General features: G+C 73.1%; 19 protein-coding genes. 9 read left to right on the top strand and 10 right to left on the bottom strand.

Annotated elements, in window-relative coordinates:
- Window positions 1–57 precede the first annotated feature (57 nt).
- On the top strand, window positions 58–960 hold the full coding sequence (locus tag ACZ4SW_RS07725; RefSeq protein ID WP_468239255.1) for a putative RNA methyltransferase: 903 nt from the start codon (window positions 58–60) through the stop codon (window positions 958–960).
- On the opposite strand, the gene ACZ4SW_RS07720 is transcribed toward ACZ4SW_RS07725, so the two are convergent.
- Together ACZ4SW_RS07720 and ACZ4SW_RS07715 are read right to left on the bottom strand one after the other, a co-directional pair.
- Window positions 894–1,535, bottom strand: coding sequence for a class I SAM-dependent methyltransferase (locus ACZ4SW_RS07720; RefSeq protein WP_468239252.1), 642 nt, complete (start codon window positions 1,533–1,535; stop codon window positions 894–896). The two genes, ACZ4SW_RS07725 and ACZ4SW_RS07720, sit on opposite strands and share 67 nt — an antisense overlap.
- Window positions 1,536–1,801: 266 nt before the next feature.
- Window positions 1,802–3,550 carry an MFS transporter gene (locus ACZ4SW_RS07715; RefSeq protein ID WP_468239250.1) on the bottom strand — a complete coding sequence of 583 codons (1,749 nt, stop codon included), beginning with the start codon at window positions 3,548–3,550 and terminating at the stop codon, window positions 1,802–1,804.
- A gap of 253 nt (window positions 3,551–3,803) precedes the next feature.
- On the opposite strand from ACZ4SW_RS07715, the gene ACZ4SW_RS07710 reads away from it, so the two are divergent.
- On the top strand, window positions 3,804–5,225 hold the full coding sequence (locus ACZ4SW_RS07710) for an MFS transporter (protein WP_468239247.1): 1,422 nt from the start codon (window positions 3,804–3,806) through the stop codon (window positions 5,223–5,225).
- 45 nt (window positions 5,226–5,270) lie between these two features.
- Here the strand turns inward: ACZ4SW_RS07710 and ACZ4SW_RS07705 are convergent, their stop codons facing one another.
- Window positions 5,271–5,903, bottom strand: a complete 633-nt coding sequence (locus ACZ4SW_RS07705) for a response regulator (protein ID WP_468239441.1) — start codon at window positions 5,901–5,903, stop codon at window positions 5,271–5,273.
- A 365-nt stretch (window positions 5,904–6,268) separates the two neighbouring features.
- On the opposite strand from ACZ4SW_RS07705, the gene ACZ4SW_RS07700 reads away from it, so the two are divergent.
- Window positions 6,269–7,855 (top strand): alpha-L-arabinofuranosidase B, encoded by a 1,587-nt coding sequence (locus tag ACZ4SW_RS07700; RefSeq protein WP_468239244.1) that lies wholly within the window; start codon window positions 6,269–6,271, stop codon window positions 7,853–7,855.
- Here the strand turns inward: ACZ4SW_RS07700 and ACZ4SW_RS07695 are convergent.
- Genes ACZ4SW_RS07695 through ACZ4SW_RS07685 form a run of 3 tightly spaced genes read right to left on the bottom strand, consistent with a single transcriptional unit; the run spans window position 7,833 to window position 10,763 of the window.
- Window positions 7,833–9,119: a sensor histidine kinase gene (locus tag ACZ4SW_RS07695; RefSeq protein WP_468239241.1), complete on the bottom strand. Its 1,287-nt coding sequence runs from the start codon at window positions 9,117–9,119 to the stop codon at window positions 7,833–7,835. The two genes, ACZ4SW_RS07700 and ACZ4SW_RS07695, sit on opposite strands and share 23 nt — an antisense overlap.
- Window positions 9,120–9,135: 16 nt before the next feature.
- Window positions 9,136–9,852, bottom strand: coding sequence for an ABC transporter permease (locus ACZ4SW_RS07690; RefSeq protein WP_468239239.1), 717 nt, complete (start codon window positions 9,850–9,852; stop codon window positions 9,136–9,138).
- Entirely contained in the window at window positions 9,852–10,763 is a 912-nt protein-coding gene (locus ACZ4SW_RS07685) for an ABC transporter ATP-binding protein (protein WP_468239236.1), read from the bottom strand. The genes ACZ4SW_RS07690 and ACZ4SW_RS07685 overlap by 1 nt, the downstream gene beginning before the upstream one ends.
- Window positions 10,764–11,066: 303 nt before the next feature.
- Here ACZ4SW_RS07685 and ACZ4SW_RS07680 point away from each other — a divergent pair, with 303 nt between their 5' ends.
- The 3 genes from ACZ4SW_RS07680 to ACZ4SW_RS07670 all read left to right on the top strand — a co-directional run bounded on the left by ACZ4SW_RS07680 (window position 11,067) and on the right by ACZ4SW_RS07670 (window position 14,181).
- Window positions 11,067–11,939 carry a MaoC/PaaZ C-terminal domain-containing protein gene (locus ACZ4SW_RS07680; protein ID WP_468239233.1) on the top strand — a complete coding sequence of 291 codons (873 nt, stop codon included), beginning with the start codon at window positions 11,067–11,069 and terminating at the stop codon, window positions 11,937–11,939.
- A gap of 101 nt (window positions 11,940–12,040) precedes the next feature.
- Window positions 12,041–13,117 carry a Zn-dependent alcohol dehydrogenase gene (locus tag ACZ4SW_RS07675; RefSeq protein ID WP_468239231.1) on the top strand — a complete coding sequence of 359 codons (1,077 nt, stop codon included), beginning with the start codon at window positions 12,041–12,043 and terminating at the stop codon, window positions 13,115–13,117.
- Between the two features lie 101 nt (window positions 13,118–13,218).
- A complete protein-coding gene (locus tag ACZ4SW_RS07670) occupies window positions 13,219–14,181 on the top strand; it encodes a 3-oxoacyl-ACP reductase (protein WP_468239229.1) in 963 nt (320 codons plus the stop codon).
- 125 nt (window positions 14,182–14,306) lie between these two features.
- On the opposite strand, the gene ACZ4SW_RS07665 is transcribed toward ACZ4SW_RS07670, so the two are convergent.
- Together ACZ4SW_RS07665 and ACZ4SW_RS07660 are read right to left on the bottom strand one after the other, a co-directional pair.
- The gene (locus ACZ4SW_RS07665) at window positions 14,307–14,471 is read right to left on the bottom strand and encodes a hypothetical protein (protein ID WP_468239226.1); all 165 of its coding nucleotides are present in this window, start codon (window positions 14,469–14,471) and stop codon (window positions 14,307–14,309) included.
- Window positions 14,472–14,521: 50 nt separating this feature from the next.
- The gene (locus ACZ4SW_RS07660) at window positions 14,522–15,811 is read right to left on the bottom strand and encodes a hypothetical protein (RefSeq protein ID WP_468239223.1); all 1,290 of its coding nucleotides are present in this window, start codon (window positions 15,809–15,811) and stop codon (window positions 14,522–14,524) included.
- Between the two features lie 321 nt (window positions 15,812–16,132).
- Here ACZ4SW_RS07660 and ACZ4SW_RS07655 point away from each other — a divergent pair, with 321 nt between their 5' ends.
- From ACZ4SW_RS07655 to ACZ4SW_RS07645, 3 genes are read left to right on the top strand one after another with little or no spacing between them, the layout of a single operon-like run.
- Window positions 16,133–16,990 carry a Nif3-like dinuclear metal center hexameric protein gene (locus ACZ4SW_RS07655; RefSeq protein ID WP_468239220.1) on the top strand — a complete coding sequence of 286 codons (858 nt, stop codon included), beginning with the start codon at window positions 16,133–16,135 and terminating at the stop codon, window positions 16,988–16,990.
- Entirely contained in the window at window positions 16,987–17,730 is a 744-nt protein-coding gene (locus ACZ4SW_RS07650) for a zinc ribbon domain-containing protein (RefSeq protein WP_468239438.1), read from the top strand. Before ACZ4SW_RS07655 ends, ACZ4SW_RS07650 begins: the two co-directional genes overlap by 4 nt.
- A gap of 56 nt (window positions 17,731–17,786) precedes the next feature.
- Window positions 17,787–19,124, top strand: a complete 1,338-nt coding sequence (locus tag ACZ4SW_RS07645; protein WP_468239217.1) for a bifunctional RNase H/acid phosphatase — start codon at window positions 17,787–17,789, stop codon at window positions 19,122–19,124.
- Here ACZ4SW_RS07645 and eda read toward each other — a convergent pair.
- Both eda and yaaA read right to left on the bottom strand, forming a co-directional pair.
- The gene (gene eda, locus ACZ4SW_RS07640) at window positions 19,099–19,806 is read right to left on the bottom strand and encodes a bifunctional 4-hydroxy-2-oxoglutarate aldolase/2-dehydro-3-deoxy-phosphogluconate aldolase (RefSeq protein ID WP_468239214.1); all 708 of its coding nucleotides are present in this window, start codon (window positions 19,804–19,806) and stop codon (window positions 19,099–19,101) included. The two genes, ACZ4SW_RS07645 and eda, sit on opposite strands and share 26 nt — an antisense overlap.
- A 150-nt stretch (window positions 19,807–19,956) precedes the next feature.
- Entirely contained in the window at window positions 19,957–20,757 is an 801-nt protein-coding gene (yaaA, locus tag ACZ4SW_RS07635; RefSeq protein WP_468239211.1) for a peroxide stress protein YaaA, read from the bottom strand.
- Window positions 20,758–20,763 lie beyond the last annotated feature (6 nt).

Below are 20,763 nucleotides of genomic sequence, written 5' to 3'. Positions count from 1 at the left end.
TCTCTGAGCGCGCGTGCAGGCACGGTCCCTTCCCTTCGCCGTTGCCAGGAGTGCCTTGTGCCCGTGTCGCCTCCCCCCTCCCTCGAATTCGTCCTGGACCTGCTGCGCTGCCCGACGTGCCGTACGCGCCGCCTGCACCCCGACCGCGGTGCGCTGCGCTGCCCGGCGGGTCACACCTTCGACATCGCCCGTCACGGCTACGTCAGCCTGCTGACGGGGACCCGTGCCACCAGTGGCGACGACGCGCCCATGGTCCAGGCCCGGGACCGGTTCCTCGCCACCGGCAGGTACGCGCCCGTCCACCGGGCCGTGGCCGGCCTGGTGGGCGACCCCCTGCCAGGTCGGGGAACGGTGGTGGACGTCGGGTGCGGTACGGGCTACTACCTCGCCGGTGTGCTCGACCGGTTGCCCGGCGCCCGTGGCCTGGGGCTGGACACGTCGGCGCGCGCACTGCGCTCGGCGGCGCGAGCCCATGAACGGGCCGCCGCCGCGGCCTGGGACGTCTTCCGTCCCTTCCCACTGGCCGACGGGGTGGCCGATGTCGTGCTGAACGTGTTCGCCCCGCGCAACCCGGCCGAGTTCCACCGGGTGCTCCGCCCGACCGGCCGGTTGATCGTGGTACGCCCCACCGGGCGGCACCTGGCCGAGCTGCGCGGCCGGGTGCCTGCGATGATCACGGTCGACCCGGCCAAGGAACAGCGCCTGCACCGGGCGCTGGACCCCTTCTTCGAGGCCGCCGTGACCGAACAGGTCGAGTACCCCACGTCCCTGACCAGGCCGGAGGCCCTGGACCTGGTGGGGATGACGCCGAGCGCACGCCACGTGAGCCGTGCGGACACCGGCGATGACGGCGTCCTGCCCGAGCAGGTCACCGTCTCCGTGCTGGCCACCGCCTACCGCGTGCGCCGCAGGACGCGCAGTGAGCCGGTCGCCGAGGTCTCCGTGAACTCTCCGGACTGAAGGGCCCTGAGATAGACGCGGTACGGGGCCTGGCCGGTGAACTCGTCCTCCGGATCCGGGAACACGTCGTGGATGACGAGGAGGCCGCCCCGGGCCACATGCGGAGCCCAGCCCTCGTAGTCGGCGGTCGCATGCTCGTCGGTGTGGCCGCCGTCGATGAACACGAGGCCGAGCGGGGCGTTCCACACCTCGGCCACCTGCGGCGAACGGCCCACGAGCGCGATCACATGGTCCTCCAGGCCCGCCCTGTGCAGGGTGCGCCGGAAGGTGGGCAGCGTGTCCATCAGGCCGACCTCGGGGTCGACCGTCTCCGGGTCGTGGTAGTCCCAGCCCGGCTGCTGCTCCTCGCTGCCGCGGTGGTGGTCCACGGTGAGGGCCGGGACCCCGGCGGCGCGGGCCGCGTCGGCGAGCAGGATCGTGGACCGGCCGCAGTACGTGCCGACCTCCAGCAGCGGCAGCCCGAGCCGCCCCGCCTCGACGGCGGCCTCGTACAGCGCGAGCCCCTCGTGCCGCGGCATGAACCCCTTCGCGGCCTCGAACGCGGCCAGGATGTCGAGTTGGGGCGCCGCGGGCATGGGGGCGTCCTTTCGGTCGTACGAACGTGTGGGCGCCCTATGCTGCCGCACCCCCCGCCGGCGTGGCGACGGGGGGTGCGGCAGCGGCCCACGGTCGGCACACCGTGGGCGCGTTCAGCGACGTGTCGGTGGCGTTGCCGCCATGGCCTGGTGGGACGGCTCCCGGGCGGGGATGTCCGCGGGCCGGGTCAGCGGGCCGCGGCGCAGCAGCGCTCGCCGAGCCGGCCGCTCGCGAAGTCGTCGGCCCGCTCGGCGATTCGGGTGTGTCAGGCTTCCGCAGCCGCGACCGGCTCGCCCGGGAGCGACAGGTCCAGGTCGACCGGGCGGTCGTCGCCCGAGTGGGTGGCCGACGAGGCGACCGGCGCGTGCCCCGCGGCCCGGGCGGCCAGGACGTACGGGCCCTGGGCCGGCACGGTCAGCGTGTAGCTGCCGTCCTCCTCGCTCAGCGTGGCGCCCGCCTGGCGGCCCCGGCGGTCGATCAGCGTGACCTTGGCGCGGGCGACCGGCGTGCCCTCGGCGTCCAGGACCCGGCCGCGGAAACCGCGCAGCACTGCTTCGGCGCGCTCCAGGTTCGCGTCCTCCTCGCTGCTGGCGCGGAGCCGGGAGTGGGCCGCGGGGCGGCGGCCGGGCAGGAAGAGGGCGAGCAGCAGGCCGAGGGCGACCGCGGCCGTGGCGATCAGGAAGGACACCCGGAAGCCGTGCATGGTCGGGATCGCGAGACCCTGCACATGGTTCGCGGTGTTGGCGAGCACCATGCCGATGACGGCGCTGGAGACCGATGTGCCGATGGACCGCATCAGGGTGTTCAGGCCGTTGGCCGCGCCCGTCTCCGAGGCCGGGACCGCGCCGACGATCAGGGCGGGCAGCGAGGAGTAGGCGAGGCCGATGCCGGCGCCCAGGACCACCGAGGTGATCACGGTCTGCCAGGCGGCGTCCATCAGGCCGAGGCCGCCGCCGTAGCCGATGGCTATGACCAGCAGGCCGATGATCAGGGTGACCTTGGGGCCGTAGCGGGCGGACAGGCGGGCGTAGACCGGCGCCGTGAACATCATCGTCAGGCCCAGCGGAGCCACGCACAGGCCCGCGACGACCATGGACTGGCCCAGGCCGTAGCCGGTCGCGGTGGGAAGCTGGAGGAGCTGCGGCAGGACGAGCGAGACGACGTAGAAGCTGACGCCGACCATGATCGAGGCGAGGTTGGTGAGCAGCACCTCGCGGCGGGCGGTGGTGCGCAGGTCCACCAGCGGCGCGGTGAGGCGCAGTTCCAGCACGCCCCACAGCAGCAGGACCACGACGGACGCGGCGAACAGGCCCAGCGTGGTGCCGGACGACCAGCCCCAGTCGCTGCCCTTGGTGATGGGCAGCAGGAGCAGCACCAGACCGGCGGACAGGCCGAGCGCGCCCAGCACGTCGAAGGAGCCCTTCGCGCGCATCGGGGACTCGGGTACGGCGAGGAGGGTGAGGACGATGGAGAGGGCGCCGAGTCCGGCGGAGCCGTAGAACAGGGCGTGCCAGTTCGTGTGCTGGGCGACCAGGGCGGCGGCGGGCAGGGCGAGGCCGCCGCCGACGCCGATCGAGGAGCTCATCAGTGCCATGGCGGAGCCGAGCCGCTCGCGGGGCAGCATGTCACGCATCAGTCCGATGCCGAGCGGGATGGCGCCCATCGCGAAGCCCTGGAGCGTACGGCCGACGATCATCGGCATCAGGGCGCTGGTGACGGCGCTGACCAGGGCGCCGACCACCATCACGGCCAGGCTGGTGAGCAGCATGCGCCGCTTGCCGTACAGGTCGCCGAGACGGCCCATGATCGGGGTGGCCACGGCGCCGGAGAGGAGGGTGGAGGTCAGGACCCAGGTGGCGTTGCTGGGCGCGGTGTGCAGCAGCTGGGGCAGATCCTTGATGACCGGGACGAGCAGCGTCTGCATCACCGCGACCACGATGCCCGCGAAGGCGAGCACCGGCACGATCGCGCCGGACGGCCTTGGTGCGGGCTGGTCGGTCGTTGGGTGCGTCATGGATCGGGGCCTCCGGGCCTGTTCGGTTCGTGCGGAACGGGTCGCTCGGGAGAAGTGGGAGCCGAGCGGATAAGTGCTGGGTAAACCACGTATGCACAGGCAACTATTCCGATGCTTCGGCGTACTAACGAATCCTTGACCGAGCCATGGGTTTCTGACCTGCTGTCAGGGAACGTCGTACGTCCCGGGGCCGAGGCGGGGTGGGGCGAAATCCCGATGCGGACGGCGCGGCCGGGTTGGGAGCATGGCGCGCATGCTGCGAGCCGCCGAACACACCGCGCCCATCCGCCGTACCGCGCCCCCCACCTGGGTGGTGGTCGCGCTCGCGTGCGCCGGGCAGTTCCTCGTCGTGCTCGACGTGTCCGTGGTCAATGTGGCGCTGCCGTCGATGCGCGCCGACCTCGGGCTGAGCGCGGAAGGGCTGCAGTGGGTGGTGAACGCGTACGCGATCGCCTTCGCCGGGTTCATGCTGCTCGGCGGGCGGGCCGGGGACCTGTACGGGCGCAAGCGGATGTTCCTCATAGGGCTCGCCCTGTTCGCGGCCGCCTCCCTCGCCGGCGGACTGGCCCGGCACGGCTGGGAGCTGCTGGCCGCACGGTCGGCGCAGGGGCTCGGGGCGGCGGTGCTCGCGCCCTCGACGCTGACGCTGCTCACCGCCGCGGTCCCGGAGGGGGCCGCACGCGCGCGGGCCATCGCGACGTGGTCCGCGGTGGGCGCCGGGGGCGGTGCGGCGGGCGGACTCGTCGGGGGGCTGCTGGTGGACGGGCTGTCGTGGCGCTGGGTGCTGCTGATCAACGTGCCGGTCGGCGCGGTGGTCCTCGCCGGGTCGGCGCGGTGGCTGGTGGAGAGTCGTGCGGGGAACCGGCGGCGTCTGGACCTGCCGGGCGCCCTGCTGGTGACGGCGGGACTCGGCACGCTCGCCTACGGGATCGTGCAGACGGAGGCGGAGGGCTGGACGGCGGCGGCGACGCTGGTGCCGCTCGCCGCGGGAGTCGCGCTCATCGGGCTGTTCCTGGCGGTGGAAGCGCGGGCGAAGGCCCCGTTGATGCCGCTGAAGCTGCTGCGGGTGCGGTCGGTGTCCGCGGCGAACGCGGCCATGTTCGTCACGGGCTCCGCGATGTTCTGCATGTGGTTCTTCATGACGCTGTACGCGCAGAACGTGCTCGGCTACTCGCCCCTGGACGCCGGGCTCGCCCTGGTGCCCAGCTCGCTGGCCGTGGTGCTCGGCTCGAAGGTCGCGCCGCCGGTGATGCGGACCGTGGGGGCGCGGAACCTGGCGGTGCTCGGGACGCTGATCGCGGCGGCCGGGTTCGGCTGGCAGTCGACGATGACGGCGGACGGCTCGTACCCGACCTCGATCATGTTCCCCGGCATCCTGATGATGCTGGGCGCGGGCCTGGCGGGGACCCCGCTCGCCGCGCTCGCGACCTCGGGGGCGGCGCCGGGGGACGCCGGGCTGGTGTCGGGGCTCATCAACACCTCGCGCACGATGGGCGGTTCCCTCGGCCTGGCGGTGATGTCCACGATCGCGGCGACGCGCACCGGAGGACGCGGCTCGGCGGACGCGCTGACGCAGGGGTACGCGGAGGCGTTCCGCACGAGCGGCTGGGTGCTGCTGGCGGGGGCGGTGCTGATGCTGGCGTGGCTGCCGCGGACGCCGTCCCGCCGGGGGTGACGGTTCAGTGCCTGCCGCGGACGCCGTCCCGCCGGGGGTGACGGATCAGAGCCACCCCTGCTGACGCGCCTCCCGCACCGCCTCCGTGCGGTTGCGGGTGCCGGTCTTGCCGATGGCGGAGGAGAGGTAGTTGCGGACCGTCGACTCCGAGAGGTGGAGCCTGGCGGCGATGTCGGCGACCGTCGCCCCGTCCACGGAGGCCTTCAGCACGTCGCACTCGCGGGCGGTCAGCGGACTGGGGCCGGCGCTCAGGGCCGCCGCGGCCAGGGCCGGGTCGACGACCGTTTCACCGGTGAGCACCCGCCGGATCGCCGCGGCCAGCTCCTCCACCGGCCCGTCCTTGACCAGGAAACCGGCGGCGCCCGCCTCCATGGCACGGCGCAGATAGCCGGGGCGCCCGAAGGTGGTGAGGATCAGCACCCGGCAGTACGGAGCCTGCTCCCGCAGCTCGGCCGCCGCGTCCAGGCCGCTCCTTCCCGGCAGTTCGATGTCCAGCAGCGCCACGTCCGGGCGATGGACCAGCACGGCGTCCACGATCGCATCACCCGCCGCGACCTGCGCGACGACCTCGATGTCCGCCTCCATGCCGAGCAGCAGCGCGAGGGCGCCGCGCATCATGCCCTGATCCTCGGCGAGCAGTACCCGGATGCATTTCGTCGGCCGCTGATCGGGGGGCATCTCGTTCACGGGCCAAGCGTACGGGCGGCAGGCCGGGCCCGGGCGCACACGGCCAACTCCACGACGGCGTAGGGCGATCCGGCGATCCGGCCGTGCGACGACCCGGCGATCAAAGACTCTTCCTTGTTCCGTGCCGCGAGTCTTGACGGATTCTGACCGTGGTCAAACAATCGGCTCGGCATTCAGGGAACTCCTTTGCAATTCCTGTGCCATGCCCATCCCCATGTCCACTCCATGTCCACTCCGGGCCGACTCCCCAAGATGTTCGGAATTTCGAAAGAGAACAGGTTCGGCATTTCGACCGAACATTGTCCGGTATTTCGAATGGATTCCGTGCGGCCCCACCGGAACGGAAGAGGTACACCGTGTCCCCCACGCCCACGCCCCCGCGACCGCAGCGCCGCGGAAGCGCGGTCCTGTCCGCGCTGGCCGCGTTCGTGACCGTGGTCGTGCTCGCCCTCGGCCTCTCGGTCGGCGCCGGCGCGCCCCGGGCCGCCGCCGCGGGCTCGCTCCCGTGCGACATCTACGCCGCCGCCGGCACCCCCTGCGTCGCCGCGCACAGCCTCGTCAGGGCGCTCTACTCCTCGTACAACGGCCCGCTCTACCAGGTGAAGCGCGCCTCGGACGGCGCGACGACGAACATCGGCCTGCTGGCGGCCGGCGGATACGCCAACGCCGCCGCCCAGGACTCCTTCTGCTCCGGCACGACCTGCATCATCACCGAGATCTACGACCAGTCCTCCCGCCACAACGACCTCACCGTCGAGGGCGCCGGCGGAGCCGGCGCGGCCGACGTCGGCGCGCCCGCGGACGCGCTGCCGGTGACCGTCGGCGGGCACCAGGTCTACGGCCTGGAGATCTCCGCCGGCATGGGCTACCGGGACAACTCCACCTCCGGTGTCGCGGTCAACGGGCAGGCCGAGGGGATGTACATGGTCACCTCCGGCACCCATGTCAACGGACGCTGCTGCTTCGACTACGGCAACGCCGAGACGAACAACAAGGACACCGGCAACGGCCACATGGACGCCATCAACTTCGGCACCGAGTGCTGGTTCTCGCCGTGCTACGGGAAGGGCCCCTGGGTCCAGGCCGACCTGGAGAACGGCCTGTTCCAGTCGGATTCCGGCTACAGCAAGAACTCCTCGAACACCGGCACGGGACCCCTTCCCTTCGTGACCGCGCTACTGAAGAACAACGGCCAGAACCATTTCGCGCTGAAATACGGCAATGCCCAGTCCGGCGGTCTCACGACCACCTATTCCGGCGGTGAACCCACCGTCAACGGCGGCGGCTACTCGCCGATGCACCAGGAGGGCGCGATCGTCCTCGGAACCGGCGGCGACAACAGCAACGGCTCCATCGGTTCCTTCTTCGAGGGCGTGATGACCTCCGGCATCCCGACCGACGCGGCCGACGACTCCGTGCAGGCGAACATCGTCTCCGTCGGCTACGGCGGCGCGACCGGGTCCACCGGCTCCCTGACCCCCGGTTCGGAGATCTCGCTGCGCGCCACGACCTCCTGCTGCACCGGTGACTACATCCGCCACCAGAACGACGCGGCGGTCATCTCGTCGATCACGTCCAGCAGTTCGAGCCTCGACAAGAACGACGCCACCTGGATCGTCCGCCGGGGCCTCGCGAGCAGCTCCTGCGTCTCCTTCGAGTCCAGGAACTACCCGGGCGACTTCCTGCGGCACTACAACTTCCAGCTCTACCGCCAGCCCATGGACGGCACCGCGCAGTTCAGAGCCGACGCCACGTTCTGCCCCCAGACCGGCAAGAGCGGCACCGGGACGTCGTTCGCCTCGTACAACTACCCGAGCAAATACCTCCGCCACTACGACTACAACGTCTACATCGCGAGCAACGGCGGCTCGAACACCTGGGACAGCGCCACGTCGTGGAGTGACGACGTGAGCTGGGTGGTCAGTCAGCCCTGGGCGCCGTGACCGCCGGGGACAGCGGCTGAGGGGGCGGCTGAACGGGCGGAGCGGAATCCACCGGGAGTTCCGCGGTGACCGTGAAGCCGCCCCGCGGCGACGGACCGGCCCGCAGGGACCCGCCCGCCGCCGCGAGCCGCTCCGTCAGCCCCTTCAGGCCGGTCCCGCCGACACCCGCCGGGGCCGGCTCGGCGGGTGCCCCGCCGCCGTTGTCCGCGACCGTCAGCCGGACGCGCTCCGAGCTCCCGTCGACGGTGATCTCGCAGCGGGTCGCGCCGCTGTACCGCACGGCGTTGGTGACCGCCTCGCGCACCACCCAGCCCAGCAGCGCCTCGGTCTGCGACACCAGGGGAGGACCGGAACGCCGCACGACGGGTTCGATGCCGGCGGCGGTCAGGGCCGAGCGGGCCCGGTCCAGTTCCGTGCCGAGGCTCCCCTCGCGGTAGCCGGTGACCGCCTCGCGGATCTCGGTGAGCGCCTGCCGGCCGACGGACTCGATGTCCGTGACCTGCGCAAGCGCCGCCTGAAGATCGCGGGGGGCGAGTCTGCGGGCCGCCTCCGACTTCACGACGATCACCGACAGGGTGTGGCCGAGCAGGTCGTGCAGATCGCGCGAGAACCGCAGACGTTCCTGCTCCACCGCGCGGCGGGCCAGTTCCTCGCGGGCGGCGCGCAGTTCCCGTACGGCCTCGGACAGCGACAGGATCGCGGCGGTCACCATCGTCGACAGGAACGTGCCGTAGGCGATGTTGAGTCCGTCCCAGCCCTCGTGCAGGCCGGAGACGACACCGGCGACCGCGGTGAGGGCGAGGCCCGTCCTGCCCAGCCACGGGCCGCGCACGACCGCTCCCGTCGCGAGGCCCAGCAGGGGGAAGAACAGCAGCCAGTTGTCGCCGTACCCGATGGCCAGACCGAAGGTCACCACACCCATCAGGACCAGCGCCGCCCGCGTGGACCGGGCCTGACGCTTCTGTTTGTCGAAGGCCCGGAACGCCACGTAGATGTAGCAGGTGTTGAAGGTGAACAGGCCCAGACCGCCGATCCACGCGTCGGGGGTCCTGCCCTGGAACAGGTTGGAGAAGGCGCCCATCCCCATCAGCAGCCAGGGCAGCAGGGAGAATCCGGTGGGCGGCGGCCCCGGGTTCTCGGGCATCGTCCCGGCCTTCCGGGCGGCCTTCTGCTCGGCCTTGAACCGCTCCTTGTCCTCTTTCCACGTCTGCCGCGCCTGCTGCCAGGCATCCACCTGGCACGAGACGCTTCGCATCCAGGACATGTCCCCGATCCCCCGTTCAGATGGTCCCCGCACTCCTGCGGTAGGACAGCACAGCGTACGAACCGAACACCAGGAGCCAGGCCCCCGCGACGAGCAGCGCGGCGAACGCCGGGGCGTGCCCGTCCGCGACCGACGTGCCGAGCTGGGCGATGCGGTACGTCGGGGTGTACGCGGACAGCGAGCGCAGCCAGCCGGGGAACAGGGCGACCGGGAACCACAGGCCGCCGAGCACCGCCAGCCCCAGGTTGCAGATCATGTTCGCCACGCCGGTGGTCTGCGCGGTCAGCCGGTAGCCGTTGCCCAGGCCGAGCAGGGTGAAGGGGAGCGAGCCGAGCCACAGCAGCAGCGCAGTCGCCGCCCACTGCCAGGCCGCCAGCCGTACGCCGTTGACCAGACCGCCCGCCGCGAGGACCGCGACGATCGCGGGCAGCACCGTCACCGTACCGGTCAGCGCCCGGCCCATGACGACCTGGCGCGGGGTCATCGGGGTCACCCTGAGCTGCCGCAGCCAGCCCACGGCCCGGTCCTCGGCCACCCCGCCCCCGGTGCTCAGCGCCGAGCCGACCGCGCCGTACGCGGCCATGCCCACCATCGACGCCGTCCTCCAACCACCGTCGTTCTCGCCGATGTTGGTGAACAGCAGGTACATCATCACCGGCATCGCGATCCCGCCGATCACGAAGCCCGCGTCGCGCAGGGTCCGGCGCACCTCGAGCCGCAGATAGTCCCACATCACACCGTCTCCGTCTCACGTGAGGTCAGGGCGAGGAACGCGTCGTCCAGCGAGGCCGGCACGACCTCCAGGCCCCGTATCGCGTCCAGTCCGGCCAGGGCGATCACCGTCGCGTCGGAGTCGTCCGTGCGCAGCAGCGCCCGGTTCCCGCGCACCTCCACCGACCGCACGCCGGGCAGCAGCTCCAGGCCCGCAGTGCCGCGCCCCGCCAGGTCGAAGGAGACCAGGTTGCCGCCGGCCGCCCGCCTGAGCTGCTCGCCCGTGCCGTCCGCGACGACCCGGCCGCGGTCGACGACGACGATCCGGTCGGCGTGCGCGTCCGCCTCCTGGAGGTAGTGCGTGGAGAACAGGACGGTGTGCCCGCGCCGCGCGTAGGCCCGCATCGAGTCCCAGAAGGCGTGCCGCGCCTCCACGTCCAGCGCGGCGGTCGGCTCGTCCAGCACGAGCAGCGAGGGGTTCCCGGCGAGCGCCACCGCGAACCGCACCCGCTGGGTCTGGCCGCCGGAGAGCCGGTCCACGCGCCGCCCCGCCAGATCCGCGATCCCGGCCAGTTCCAGCGCCCGGGCGACGGACATCGGGTCGGGGTAGCGTCCGGCCACGAAGGAGACCAGCTCGCGGACGGTGACCCGGGGGACCGCCCGCGCCTCCTGGAGCATGGCGCCCACCCGGCCGGCGCGCACGGCCTGCTCCGGGGGCGCGCCGAAGACCTCGACCGCCCCCTCGTCCGGCTCGTTCAGGCCGAGCAGCAGCGAGATCGCCGTCGACTTGCCGGCGCCGTTGCGGCCGAGCAGCGCGACCGTCTCGCCGTGTTCCATCCGCAGGTCGATGCCGTCCACGGCGCGCACGGCGCCGTAGGTCTTGACCGCCCCCGTGAAGGACACCGCCGGCGGTGTCCCGGTCGTCTTCATCATGCGTACGACGCTACGGGGGCTGCGGTACCGCCCGGCAGATGTCTTTGTCAGCGATCCGGCAGTACAAATGTCCCGGCCCAACCGACATGCCTCCCCCGGCCGCCAACCGACCTGCCTCCCCCCGGGGCCCCGCTGACCCGCCGCCCATCGAGCTGACACGACGTCAGGAGCCTTCACAACGCGGGACCGCTCGGCTATACAGGGTCCCGCTGGACTGGAACGCGTTTCAGTTCTGCCCGTGACGACCTCGGTGCGGCCGACGGTGCGGACGGCCGCGCCGAGGTCTCGACCGTCAGGAGCCCCATGCCCATCGACGCAGCCAAGGCCCTCGCGGCCGAACCCCGGACCGGCGAGATCACCTGGACCGCCAAGGACGTGCAGCTCTACCACCTCGGCATCGGCGCCGGCATCCCCGCCACCGACCCCGACGAACTGCGCTACACCCTGGAGTCCCGGCTGCACGTCCTGCCCGCCTTCGCCACCGTCGCCGGCGCCGGCTCCCCGGGCGTGATCAGCTCTCTGGCCATGCCCGGCGTGGACGTCGACCTCGCCCGCGTCCTGCACGGCGGGCAGTCGCTGACGATCCACCGCCCGATCCCGGCCGAGGGCACGGCGAGGGCCACCGGCCGGATCGCCGCGGTGTACGACAAGGGCACGGCCGCCGTCCTCGTCATGCGCACCGAGGTCGCCGACGCCGAGGGCCCGCTGTGGACCAACGACGCCCAGATCTTCGTACGGGGAGAGGGCGGCTGGGGCGGCGACCGCGGCCCCTCCACCCGGCTGGACGCGCCCACCGGGGAGCCCGACAAGGTCGTCGAACGGCCGATCCGCGAGGACCAGGCCCTGCTCTACCGCCTCTCCGGCGACTGGAACCCGCTGCACGCCGACCCGGAGTTCGCCAAGCTCGCCGGCTTCGAGCGGCCCATCCTGCACGGACTGTGCACCTACGGCATGACGCTCAAGGCCGTGGTCGACACGCTGCTCGGCGGTGACGTGACCCGGGTGCGCTCCTACGCCACGCGGTTCGCCGGGGTGGTGTACCCGGGCGAGACCCTCCGCATCCGCATGTGGCGCCAGGGGGAGCAGGGAGCACGGGGGGTGGTGCGGGTGACGGTGGGCGCGGTCGAGCGGGACGACGCGCCGGTCCTCGCCGACACGGTCGTCGAACACTCTTGAGCCACCCAGCCGTCTGAGCCACCCAGCCATCTAGCCACCCAGCCGTCGAGCGGTCCCGGGCCGCCGAGCCCGGGCATCGAGCCTCCGAGGGGAGCCGCACCATGCGCGCAGCCGTACTGCACGAGATCGGCCAGGACAAGCTGGAGGTCCACGACGACGTCGAGGCGACGGGCTTCGGCCCCGGCAGGGTCAGGATCCGGGTGCGCGCCACCGGGCTGTGCCACTCGGACCTGTCCGCCATGAGCGGCGTCCTGCCGCAGCCGGGGCCGTTCGTGCCCGGCCACGAAGGCGCGGGGGAGGTGCTCGAGGCCGGCGAGGGCGTGAGCCATGTGAAGCCGGGGGACAGGGTGGTCGTGTGCTGGCTGCCCGCCTGCGGCACCTGTCCCGCCTGCCGGCGCGGCCAGACCGAACTGTGCCTGGCCGGGTTCATGAACGCGGGCACCCCCAACTTCCGGCGCCCCGGCGGTGACGTCTTCGGCTTCGCGGGCACCGGCACCTTCGCCGAGGAGGTCGTCGTCGACGCCCGCTGCGCCGTCCCGATCCCGGACGACGTGCCGTTCGACATCGCCGCGCTCATCGGCTGCGGGGTGACCACCGGACTCGGGGCGGTTCTCAACACCGCCGACCTCCAGGCCGGTTCGTCGGTGGCGGTCATCGGCTGCGGAGGCGTCGGCATCTCCGCGGTCCAGGGCGCACGGCTCAAGGGCGCCGCCGAGATCGTCGCCGTGGACCCGGTGGCCTCGCGCCGCGACGCGGCGCTGCGGTTCGGCGCCACCAGGGCCGTGTCCCCCGACGCACTGCCCGACGCGAAGCAGCAGGTCACCGGCGGTGAGGGCTTCGACTACGTCTTCGAGGTCGTGGGCAGGTCGGCCACGGCCCGGACCGCGTACGAGAACACCCGCCGCGGCGGCACGCTCGTGGTGGTCGGCGCCGGGGCCATGGACGACTTCCTCCAGCTCAACATGTTCGAGCTGTTCTTCGACGAGAAGCGGATCCTGCCGTCCCTGTACGGCGGCGGGGACGTCCGGCGTTCCTACGAGCGCACCATCGCGCTGTGGCGCGCCGGGCGCATCGACCTGGCGGGCCTGATCACGCACCGGGTGCCGCTCGCCGACATCAACGAGGCACTGGACCAGATGCGGACGGGGACGGCCCTGCGTACGTGCATCGAGACCTGAACCTCATCCGAGCCACCTGGACCACCTGAACCACCTGAGCTGTTTGAACCAGGTGGACCACCTGAACCACGCCTGAACCTCCCTGCGGCGAGAGGACGTTCATGTCACTGCCACTCGAGGGACGCGCCGCCGTCGTCACGGGCGCCGGCCGGGGACTGGGCCGGGCCGAGGCACTGGAACTCGCCCGGCTCGGCGCGGCCGTCGTCGTCAACGACTACGGGCAGCCGGAGAGGGACGGGTCGGGGGAGGCCTCGACAGCCCCGGCCGAGGCGGTCGCCGCCGAGATCCGCGCGGCCGGCGGCCGGGCCGTCGCCCACACCGGAGACGTGTCCGACTTCCGGCAGGCCCGTGAACTGGTCGAGTCGGCCGTCGAGGAGTTCGGCCGGCTGGACATCCTCGTGAACAACGCGGGCATCCTGCGCGACCGCATGGTCTTCTCGATGTCCGAGGAGGAGTGGGACGCGGTGATCCGGGTCCACCTCAAAGGCCACTTCAACACCACCCGCTTCGCCGCCGCGCACTGGCGGGCCCGCTCCAAGGCGGCGGACCGGCCGGTGTACGGGCGGATCGTCAACACCTCCTCGGAGGCGTTCCTGGCGGGCTCGGCCGGGCAGCCCAACTACGCGGCGGCGAAGGGCGGAATCGTCGGCCTGACCACGTCGACGGCGCTCGCCCTCGCCAAGTACGGCGTCACCGCGAACGTGATCTGCCCGCGCGCCCGCACCCGCATGACCGAGGACGTGTTCGCCGGCCTGGAACCCCCGGACGACGGCCTCGACCCGCTCGCCCCCGAGCATGTCGCGCCCCTCGTCGGCTATCTGGCCTCACCCGCGGCCGCGCAGGTCAACGGACAGCTCTTCGTCGTGCACGGCGGCATGGTGGCGATCGTCGAACGGCCGCGGGTGGCGGCGAAGTTCGACACGAAACAGGACGCCTTCACCTACGACGAACTCGACGCGCTGCTGACCCCGCACTACGCCGAGCGGCCGGCGGGCGAGACGTTCGCGGCGGTGGAGGTGCTGGGGTTGCGGCACGACGGGGCGTCGGGGCGCCGGGACCGCTGAAGGGGTCGATGAGGGCCTGTGTGCGACGGCCCCGCCCGTCGTGGGACGGGCGGGGCCGAACAGACGCGGCAGCCGGCCGGGTTGCGGCGGCTGGCGGACCGTCACGTGGTGCTACCGGGACCGCTTCAGGCCGCCGTACCGGTCTGCTCCTGCTGCCCGGAGGGCTTGCGGTGCCGGCCGTGCGGCGCCGCCTCCTGGTCCTCCACGGAGACCGGGCCGCGGTGCTTGCCGTGCCCCGGGATCTCCTGGACCTCGGCAGCGAGAGGCTGGGTGGTGATGGTGTCGCTCATAGGAAGTGTTCACCCCGTCAAAACATGATCCTTCGTACAGCCGGGCGAGTCTAACGGGCGGCGACGACAGCCGTACCGGGGGCCGGGGGTGTCGTGCCGCGGCTGCCGCCCTGGCCCTGCGCGTGCCCGGGAAGCCCGTCCTTACTCCCCGCCGACACCTGTCTTTTACGGATCCACACGACCGGGGCCGGTGCCGCCTCCGCGCGCCGTGGCGACAGCGCCTGCTGCAACGTGACCGGCCGTGCCGCCGCCGGGTCCGCAGGCCGCGGAACCGGCCGTTCGCCCGTCTCCCGCGCCGGGGCGGCCTCCGCCGCCCGGGGCACCTCCAGCCGCGCCACCCCGCACCGCACCGTCCCCGTCGCGTACGGCAGCCGCAGCACACCGTCCCGTGTCCACAGCCCGGCACCCGCCAACCATCCCGTCGGCGCCGCGAGTTGATGGACCCTGCGGTCCGCGGGGCGCCACACCCCGACCCAGCTTCCGGCCGGCCCGTCGATGCGCAGCGCCACCGCGCAGCTCTCCGGTGTCAGCGCCTGCCCCGGCTGGATGGCGAACGGCGTCGCGGGGCGGTCCAGCCGCAGGCACTCGGGGAACCGCACCGGCAGTGTGCTCCCCAACACCCCCCAGCCGAGCCGCTCCCGGCCCGGTGAGGGTGCGTCCGAGCGGATCAGCAGCAGCCCGCTGTCCGGGTCCGCGAGCAGCAGCCGATCGTTGCTGCCCTCGGCGATCTGCAGCAGCGGCGACACCTCGCCGTCCCGCGCGAGATCCACCACCACCGTCTTGGTGGGGCCCCCGTCCGGCGGTGTGCGGTCCACGGCCAGCAGCCGGCCCGCGCGGTCCAGCCACACCCCGCCCGAACACCGGCCCGGCACCCGGGCCACCCGCTCCGGCCCCCTGGCGCCGCCCGCCACCAGCCACACCGCGGTCGCCGCCCGATCCACCTCCAGCGCGAACGCGCGGTCGCCGGTCGGCGCGGGCGGCAGCAGCCTCAGCCGGGTCCCCTCCGCGGGGCACTCCACCGCGCCCAGCAGCCGCTCCCCGGTGCCCGGGCCGGCCGGGTACAGCAGCGAGAACGTGTGGCGCCCGGCCGCGACGCGGTGGATCAGCACCCGCCCGTCGGCCAGCGGCTGCACTTCGGTGCCGGGCTCCTCGGGCTGGTCGACGGGCAGCGGTACGGCGTACGGTTCCGGGCCGTCCAGGGTCCAGCGCTCCGGGAACCAGGACCCGCCGTCCAGGGCGAGACGGGCCGCGTAGGCACCGTCCGCGGTGATCACGCATCCGGGCGCGGGCACCCCTTCCGGGCCGTTCGCCGTGGCGGTTGTGAAGGCACAGGCCGTCATCGTTCGGTCACCTCCGGCGACGAAGCTAGTTTTCGTACGCACAGGCGTGGAATCCCCGGGCCGTCGCTTCACACGTAAGGGTGTCCGTCCCCGGATTCCTGTGAATAAACAGGGGCGGTTGTGCTGCACGAGGGGGCGCGCGTACCGCCAACTCACCACCCTGGTAGGGCCGGACGACGAGCCGGGCGGTGGGCGGGTGCGATCGGGCGATGCGAGGGGCCGGGCGACGAGCCGGCCCGTCCCGGTCCCTCCCGCCGCCCGCCGGAACGAGCCGACCCGCGACCGGTGGGGCACCGCCCCGGGCCAGGTAGCCTTTCCCCCGTGCCCCGTCTGTCTGAAGTCATCGCCGCGCTGGAGACCCTGTGGCCCGCCGAGCGGGCCGAGTCCTGGGATGCGGTCGGCACGGTCGTCGGCGACCCCGACCAGGAGATCTCCCGGGTCCTCTTCGCCGTCGACCCCGTCCAGGAGATCGTCGACGAGGCGGTGAAGCTGGGCGCCGACCTGCTGGTCACCCACCACCCGCTCTATCTGCGCGGTACGACCACGGTGGCGGCCTCCACCTTCAAGGGCCGCGTGGTGCACACCCTCATCAAGAACGACATCGCGCTGCACGTCGCCCACACCAACGCAGACACCGCCGACCCGGGCGTCAGCGACGCACTCGCCGGCGCGCTGGACCTCAGGGTCGTACGCCCCCTGGTGCCCGACGCCACCGACCCGGAGGGCCGGCGCGGACTGGGCCGCGTCTGCGAACTGGACCACCCGCTGACCGTCCGCGAGCTGGCCGCCCGCGCCGCCGAGCGGCTGCCCGCCACCGCGCAGGGCATCCGCGTCGCCGGCGATCCCGAGGCGGTGGTCCGCTCGGTCGCCGTCAGCGGCGGATCCGGCGACAGCCTCTTCGACGCCGTCCGCGCGGCCGGCGTCGACGTCTTCCTCACCGCGGACCTGCGCCACCACCCGGCGTCCGAGGCCCGCGCCCACAGTCCTCTCGCGCTGCTCGACGCGGCGCACTGGGCCACCGAGTGGCCCTGGTGCGAGCTGGCAGCCGCCCAGCTCGACGAGATCTCCGACCGGCACGGATGGGACCTGCGCGTCCACGTCTCGAAAACGGTCACCGACCCCTGGACCGCCCACGCGGCGTCCTCCGCCACCACTAGCGCAACGGGAGCCCCCAACTGAACGCCGCGCCCGCCGACCAGATCCGCCTCCTCGACGTCCAGGACCTCGACGTACGCCTGCAGCAGCTCGCGCACAGGCGGAGGTCCCTGCCCGAGCACGCCGAGATCGAGTCGCTGACCAAGGACCACACGCAGCTCCGCGACCTGCTGGTGGCCGCGCAGACCGAGGAGAGCGACTGCGCCCGCGAGCAGACCAAGGCCGAGCAGGACGTGGACCAGGTGCGGCAGCGCGCCGCCCGCGACCAGCAGCGCCTCGACTCCGGCGCGGTCACCTCGCCGAAGGACCTGGAGAACCTCCAGCACGAGATCGCCTCGCTCGCCAAGCGGCAGGGCGACCTGGAGGACGTCGTCCTCGAGGTGATGGAGCGCCGCGAGGCCGCGCAGGAGCGGATCGCGGAGCTGACCGAGCGCGTCGCCTCGGTCCAGGCGAAGATCGACGCCGCCACGGCCCGCCGGGACGCCGCCTTCGAGGAGATCGACGGCGAGGCCGCCTCGGTGACCAAGGAGCGCGAGGTCGTCGCGGCCTCGGTGCCCGCCGACCTGCTCAAGCTCTACGACAAGCTGCGCGAGCAGCAGGGCGGCATCGGCGCGGCCAAGCTGTACCAGCGCACCTGCCAGGGCTGCCGGCAGGAGCTCGCGATCACCGAGCTGAGCGAGATCCGCTCGGCGGCGCCCGACACGGTGGTGCGCTGCGAGAACTGCCGCCGGATCCTGGTGCGGACGGCGGAGTCGGGCCTGTAGCCCCGGGGCACCAGGCGTACCGAGAGGCGACGAGAGTCGAGTAAGAGGCGTACGGCGTGCGGGAGTTCATCGTCGAGGCGGACGGCGGTTCCCGGGGCAACCCGGGGCCCGCGGGCTACGGCTCCGTGGTGCGCGACGCGGGCAGCGGCGAGACGCTCGTGGAACGGGCCGAGTTCATCGGCACGGCCACGAACAACGTCGCCGAGTACCGGGGACTGCTGGCCGGGCTGCGTGCGGCCCATGCGCTGGACCCGGGCGCGCGGGTACGGGTGCGGATGGACTCCAAGCTGGTCGTGGAGCAGATGTCGGGCCGCTGGAAGATCAAGCACCCGGCGATGAGACCCCTGGCGATGGAGGCGGCCGCGGTCTTCCCGGCCGGGCAGGTCACCTACGAGTGGATCCCGCGCGAGCAGAACAAGCACGCGGACCGGCTCGCCAACGAGGCGATGGACGCCGGGGCGCGGGGCGAGCGCTGGGAACCGCCGACGCACGGCGCGACGGCCACTGAACCGACCGCCCCCGAACCGGCCGCCCCCCAATCGACCGTCCCAGAACCGACCGCCCCAGAACTGACGGCCTCAGAACCGACGACCCCCGAACCGGCAGGCCCGCCGGGCGACGCGGCCGCGGGCGCCGCACGGGCGAGGGCGGCTCTGGCGGCGCCCACCGGCGCCGCGGCTTCTGCGTCGGCCCCCAGGCGGTCCGCGGAGCGGGAGGCGGCCGACCTCAGGGCCGCCCGTAACGTCGCCTCCGCGCCGCCGCCCGACCTCGGCACCCCTACGACCCTCGTGCTGCTGCGGCACGGCGAGACGCCGCTGACCTCGCAGAAGCGGTTCTCCGGCAGCGGGGGCAGCGACCCGTCCCTGTCCGAAGCGGGCCGGGAGCAGGCCGAGAGGGTCGCGGCGGTGCTCGCCCGCCGCGGCACGATCCAGGTCGTCGTGTCGTCCCCTCTGGCCCGCGCCCGGGAGACCGCCGGGATCGTCGCCGCCCGCCTCGGCCTCGACGTGACCCTCGACGAGGGGCTGCGCGAGACCGACTTCGGCGCCTGGGAGGGTCTCACCTTCGCCGAGGTCCGCGAGCGGTACCCGGACGACATGAACGCCTGGCTGACCGACCCGGAGGCCGCACCCACCGGCGGCGGTGAGAGCTTCGCGGCCGTCGCACGCCGGGTCGCCGTCGCGCGGGACAAGCTGCTCGCCTCCCACGCGGGCCGCACCGTCCTGGTCGTCTCCCATGTGACGCCCGTCAAGACCCTGGTCCGGCTCGCCCTCGGCGCACCCCCCGAGGCCCTGTTCCGCATGGAGCTGTCGGCCGCGTCCCTGTCCGCGGTGGCGTACTACGCCGACGGCAACGCCGCCCTCCGCCTCCTCAACGACACGTCCCACCTGCGCTGACCGGACGCCGCAGCCCCGCCGCCTCCCGGGCGAGGCCCTCGATCCGCGCCCAGTCCCGTCCGGCGATCGCGTCCTCGGGCACCATCCACGTTCCGCCGACGCAGCCGACGTTGGGAAGGCCGAGGTACTCCGGGGCGTTCGCCGGGCCGATGCCCCCCGTCGGGCAGAAGCGGGCCTGGGGGAGCGGCCCCGCGAGCGACTTCAGGAACGCCGTGCCGCCCGCCACCTGCGCCGGGAAGAACTTCATCTCCCGCACGCCGCGTTCGAGGAGCGCCACGACCTCCGACGCCGTCGACACCCCCGGCAGGAACGGCACACCCGAGTCCTGCATCGCCGCCAGCAGCGCCTCCGTCCACCCGGGACTGACCAGGAAGCGCGCACCGGCCGCCACACAGTCGGCCACCTGCCCCGGCGTGATGACGGTCCCGGCCCCCACCACCGCGCCCGCGACCTGCCCCGCCACCGCCCGGATCGCCTCGAGTCCGGCCGGGGTGCGCAGCGTCACCTCGATCGCGGGCAGCCCGCCGGCCACCAGGGCCCGCGCGAGCGGCACCGCGTCGGCGACGTCCTGGACGACGACCACGGGGATGACGGGAGCGAGATCGAGCACCGGGTGGCCTTCGCGCACCGGGTGGGCGGGGGACGGCGCGGAGGGCGCGGGGGAGGGCAACGGCGAGGTCATGGCCGTCATCCTGCCCACGGCGGGCAACATACGCAAAGGCTGTTGCACATGTTGCAATGTTCCTGGGTGGAGTGGGACAGGTGGCCGTAGTGGCCATAGTGGCAGTAGTGGCCGTGCTCGCCGTAGTGGCCGTAGTGCGCCGAGCGGGGATCAGTGGATCTCGGTCACCACCACATCCAGCGCCCACGGCTTCCCCGCCCGGCCCGGTGCCTCGGCCTCCACCGCGTATCCCAGGTCCCGCAGCGCCTCGACGAGTTCCGCCGGGTCCCTCGGCGCGGCCCCGGCCGTCAGCAGGGCGCGGACGATCCGCCCCTTGGTCGCCTTGTTGAAGTGGCTCACGACCGACCGCTTCTCCACCCCGTCCACGACCTGGGAGTGCAGCACCCGCACGGTCGCCGTACGCCCGGCCACCTCGCCCTTGGGCTTCCACGCGGCCGCGTACGCGGAGGACCGCAGGTCGAGCACCAGACCGTCACCGGCCGCCTCGGGCAGAACGGAGGCCATCGGCGTGCGCCAGTACGCGCCCAGCGCCCCGAGCCCGGGCAGCTTCACGCCCATCGAGCAGCGGTACGAGGGGATGCGGTCCGTGACGCGGACGGCACCCCACAGCCCGGAGAAGACGAGCAGGGACCTGGCCGCGCGCCGCTTGGCCGCGGTGTCGAGGGAGGCCAGGCCCAGGGCGTCGTAGAGCACACCGGTGTAGATCTCCCCGGCGGGCCGCGCCCCCGCGCTCCGCAGCCCGGCGTTCTTGGCGACCTCCCCGCGCAGGCCCTCGCTGAGTCGGAGCACCTGGCTCGCCTTCTCCTCGTCCCCGGCGCACAGCTCGACCAACTCGGCCAGCACGGCCTCCCGCGCGGCGGTGAGCCCGGGCAGCGACAGCGACTCCAGCTTCAGCGGAGCGCCGCGTCCGGAGGACGCCTTGCCTTCGGAGGGCGGCAACAGGACGAGCACGGGTTT

The organism is Streptomyces sp. NPDC028331, from assembly GCF_055565775.1.
The sequence above is the reverse complement of the archived record's forward strand: the minus strand, read 5'-3'. Positions and strand labels throughout refer to the sequence as shown.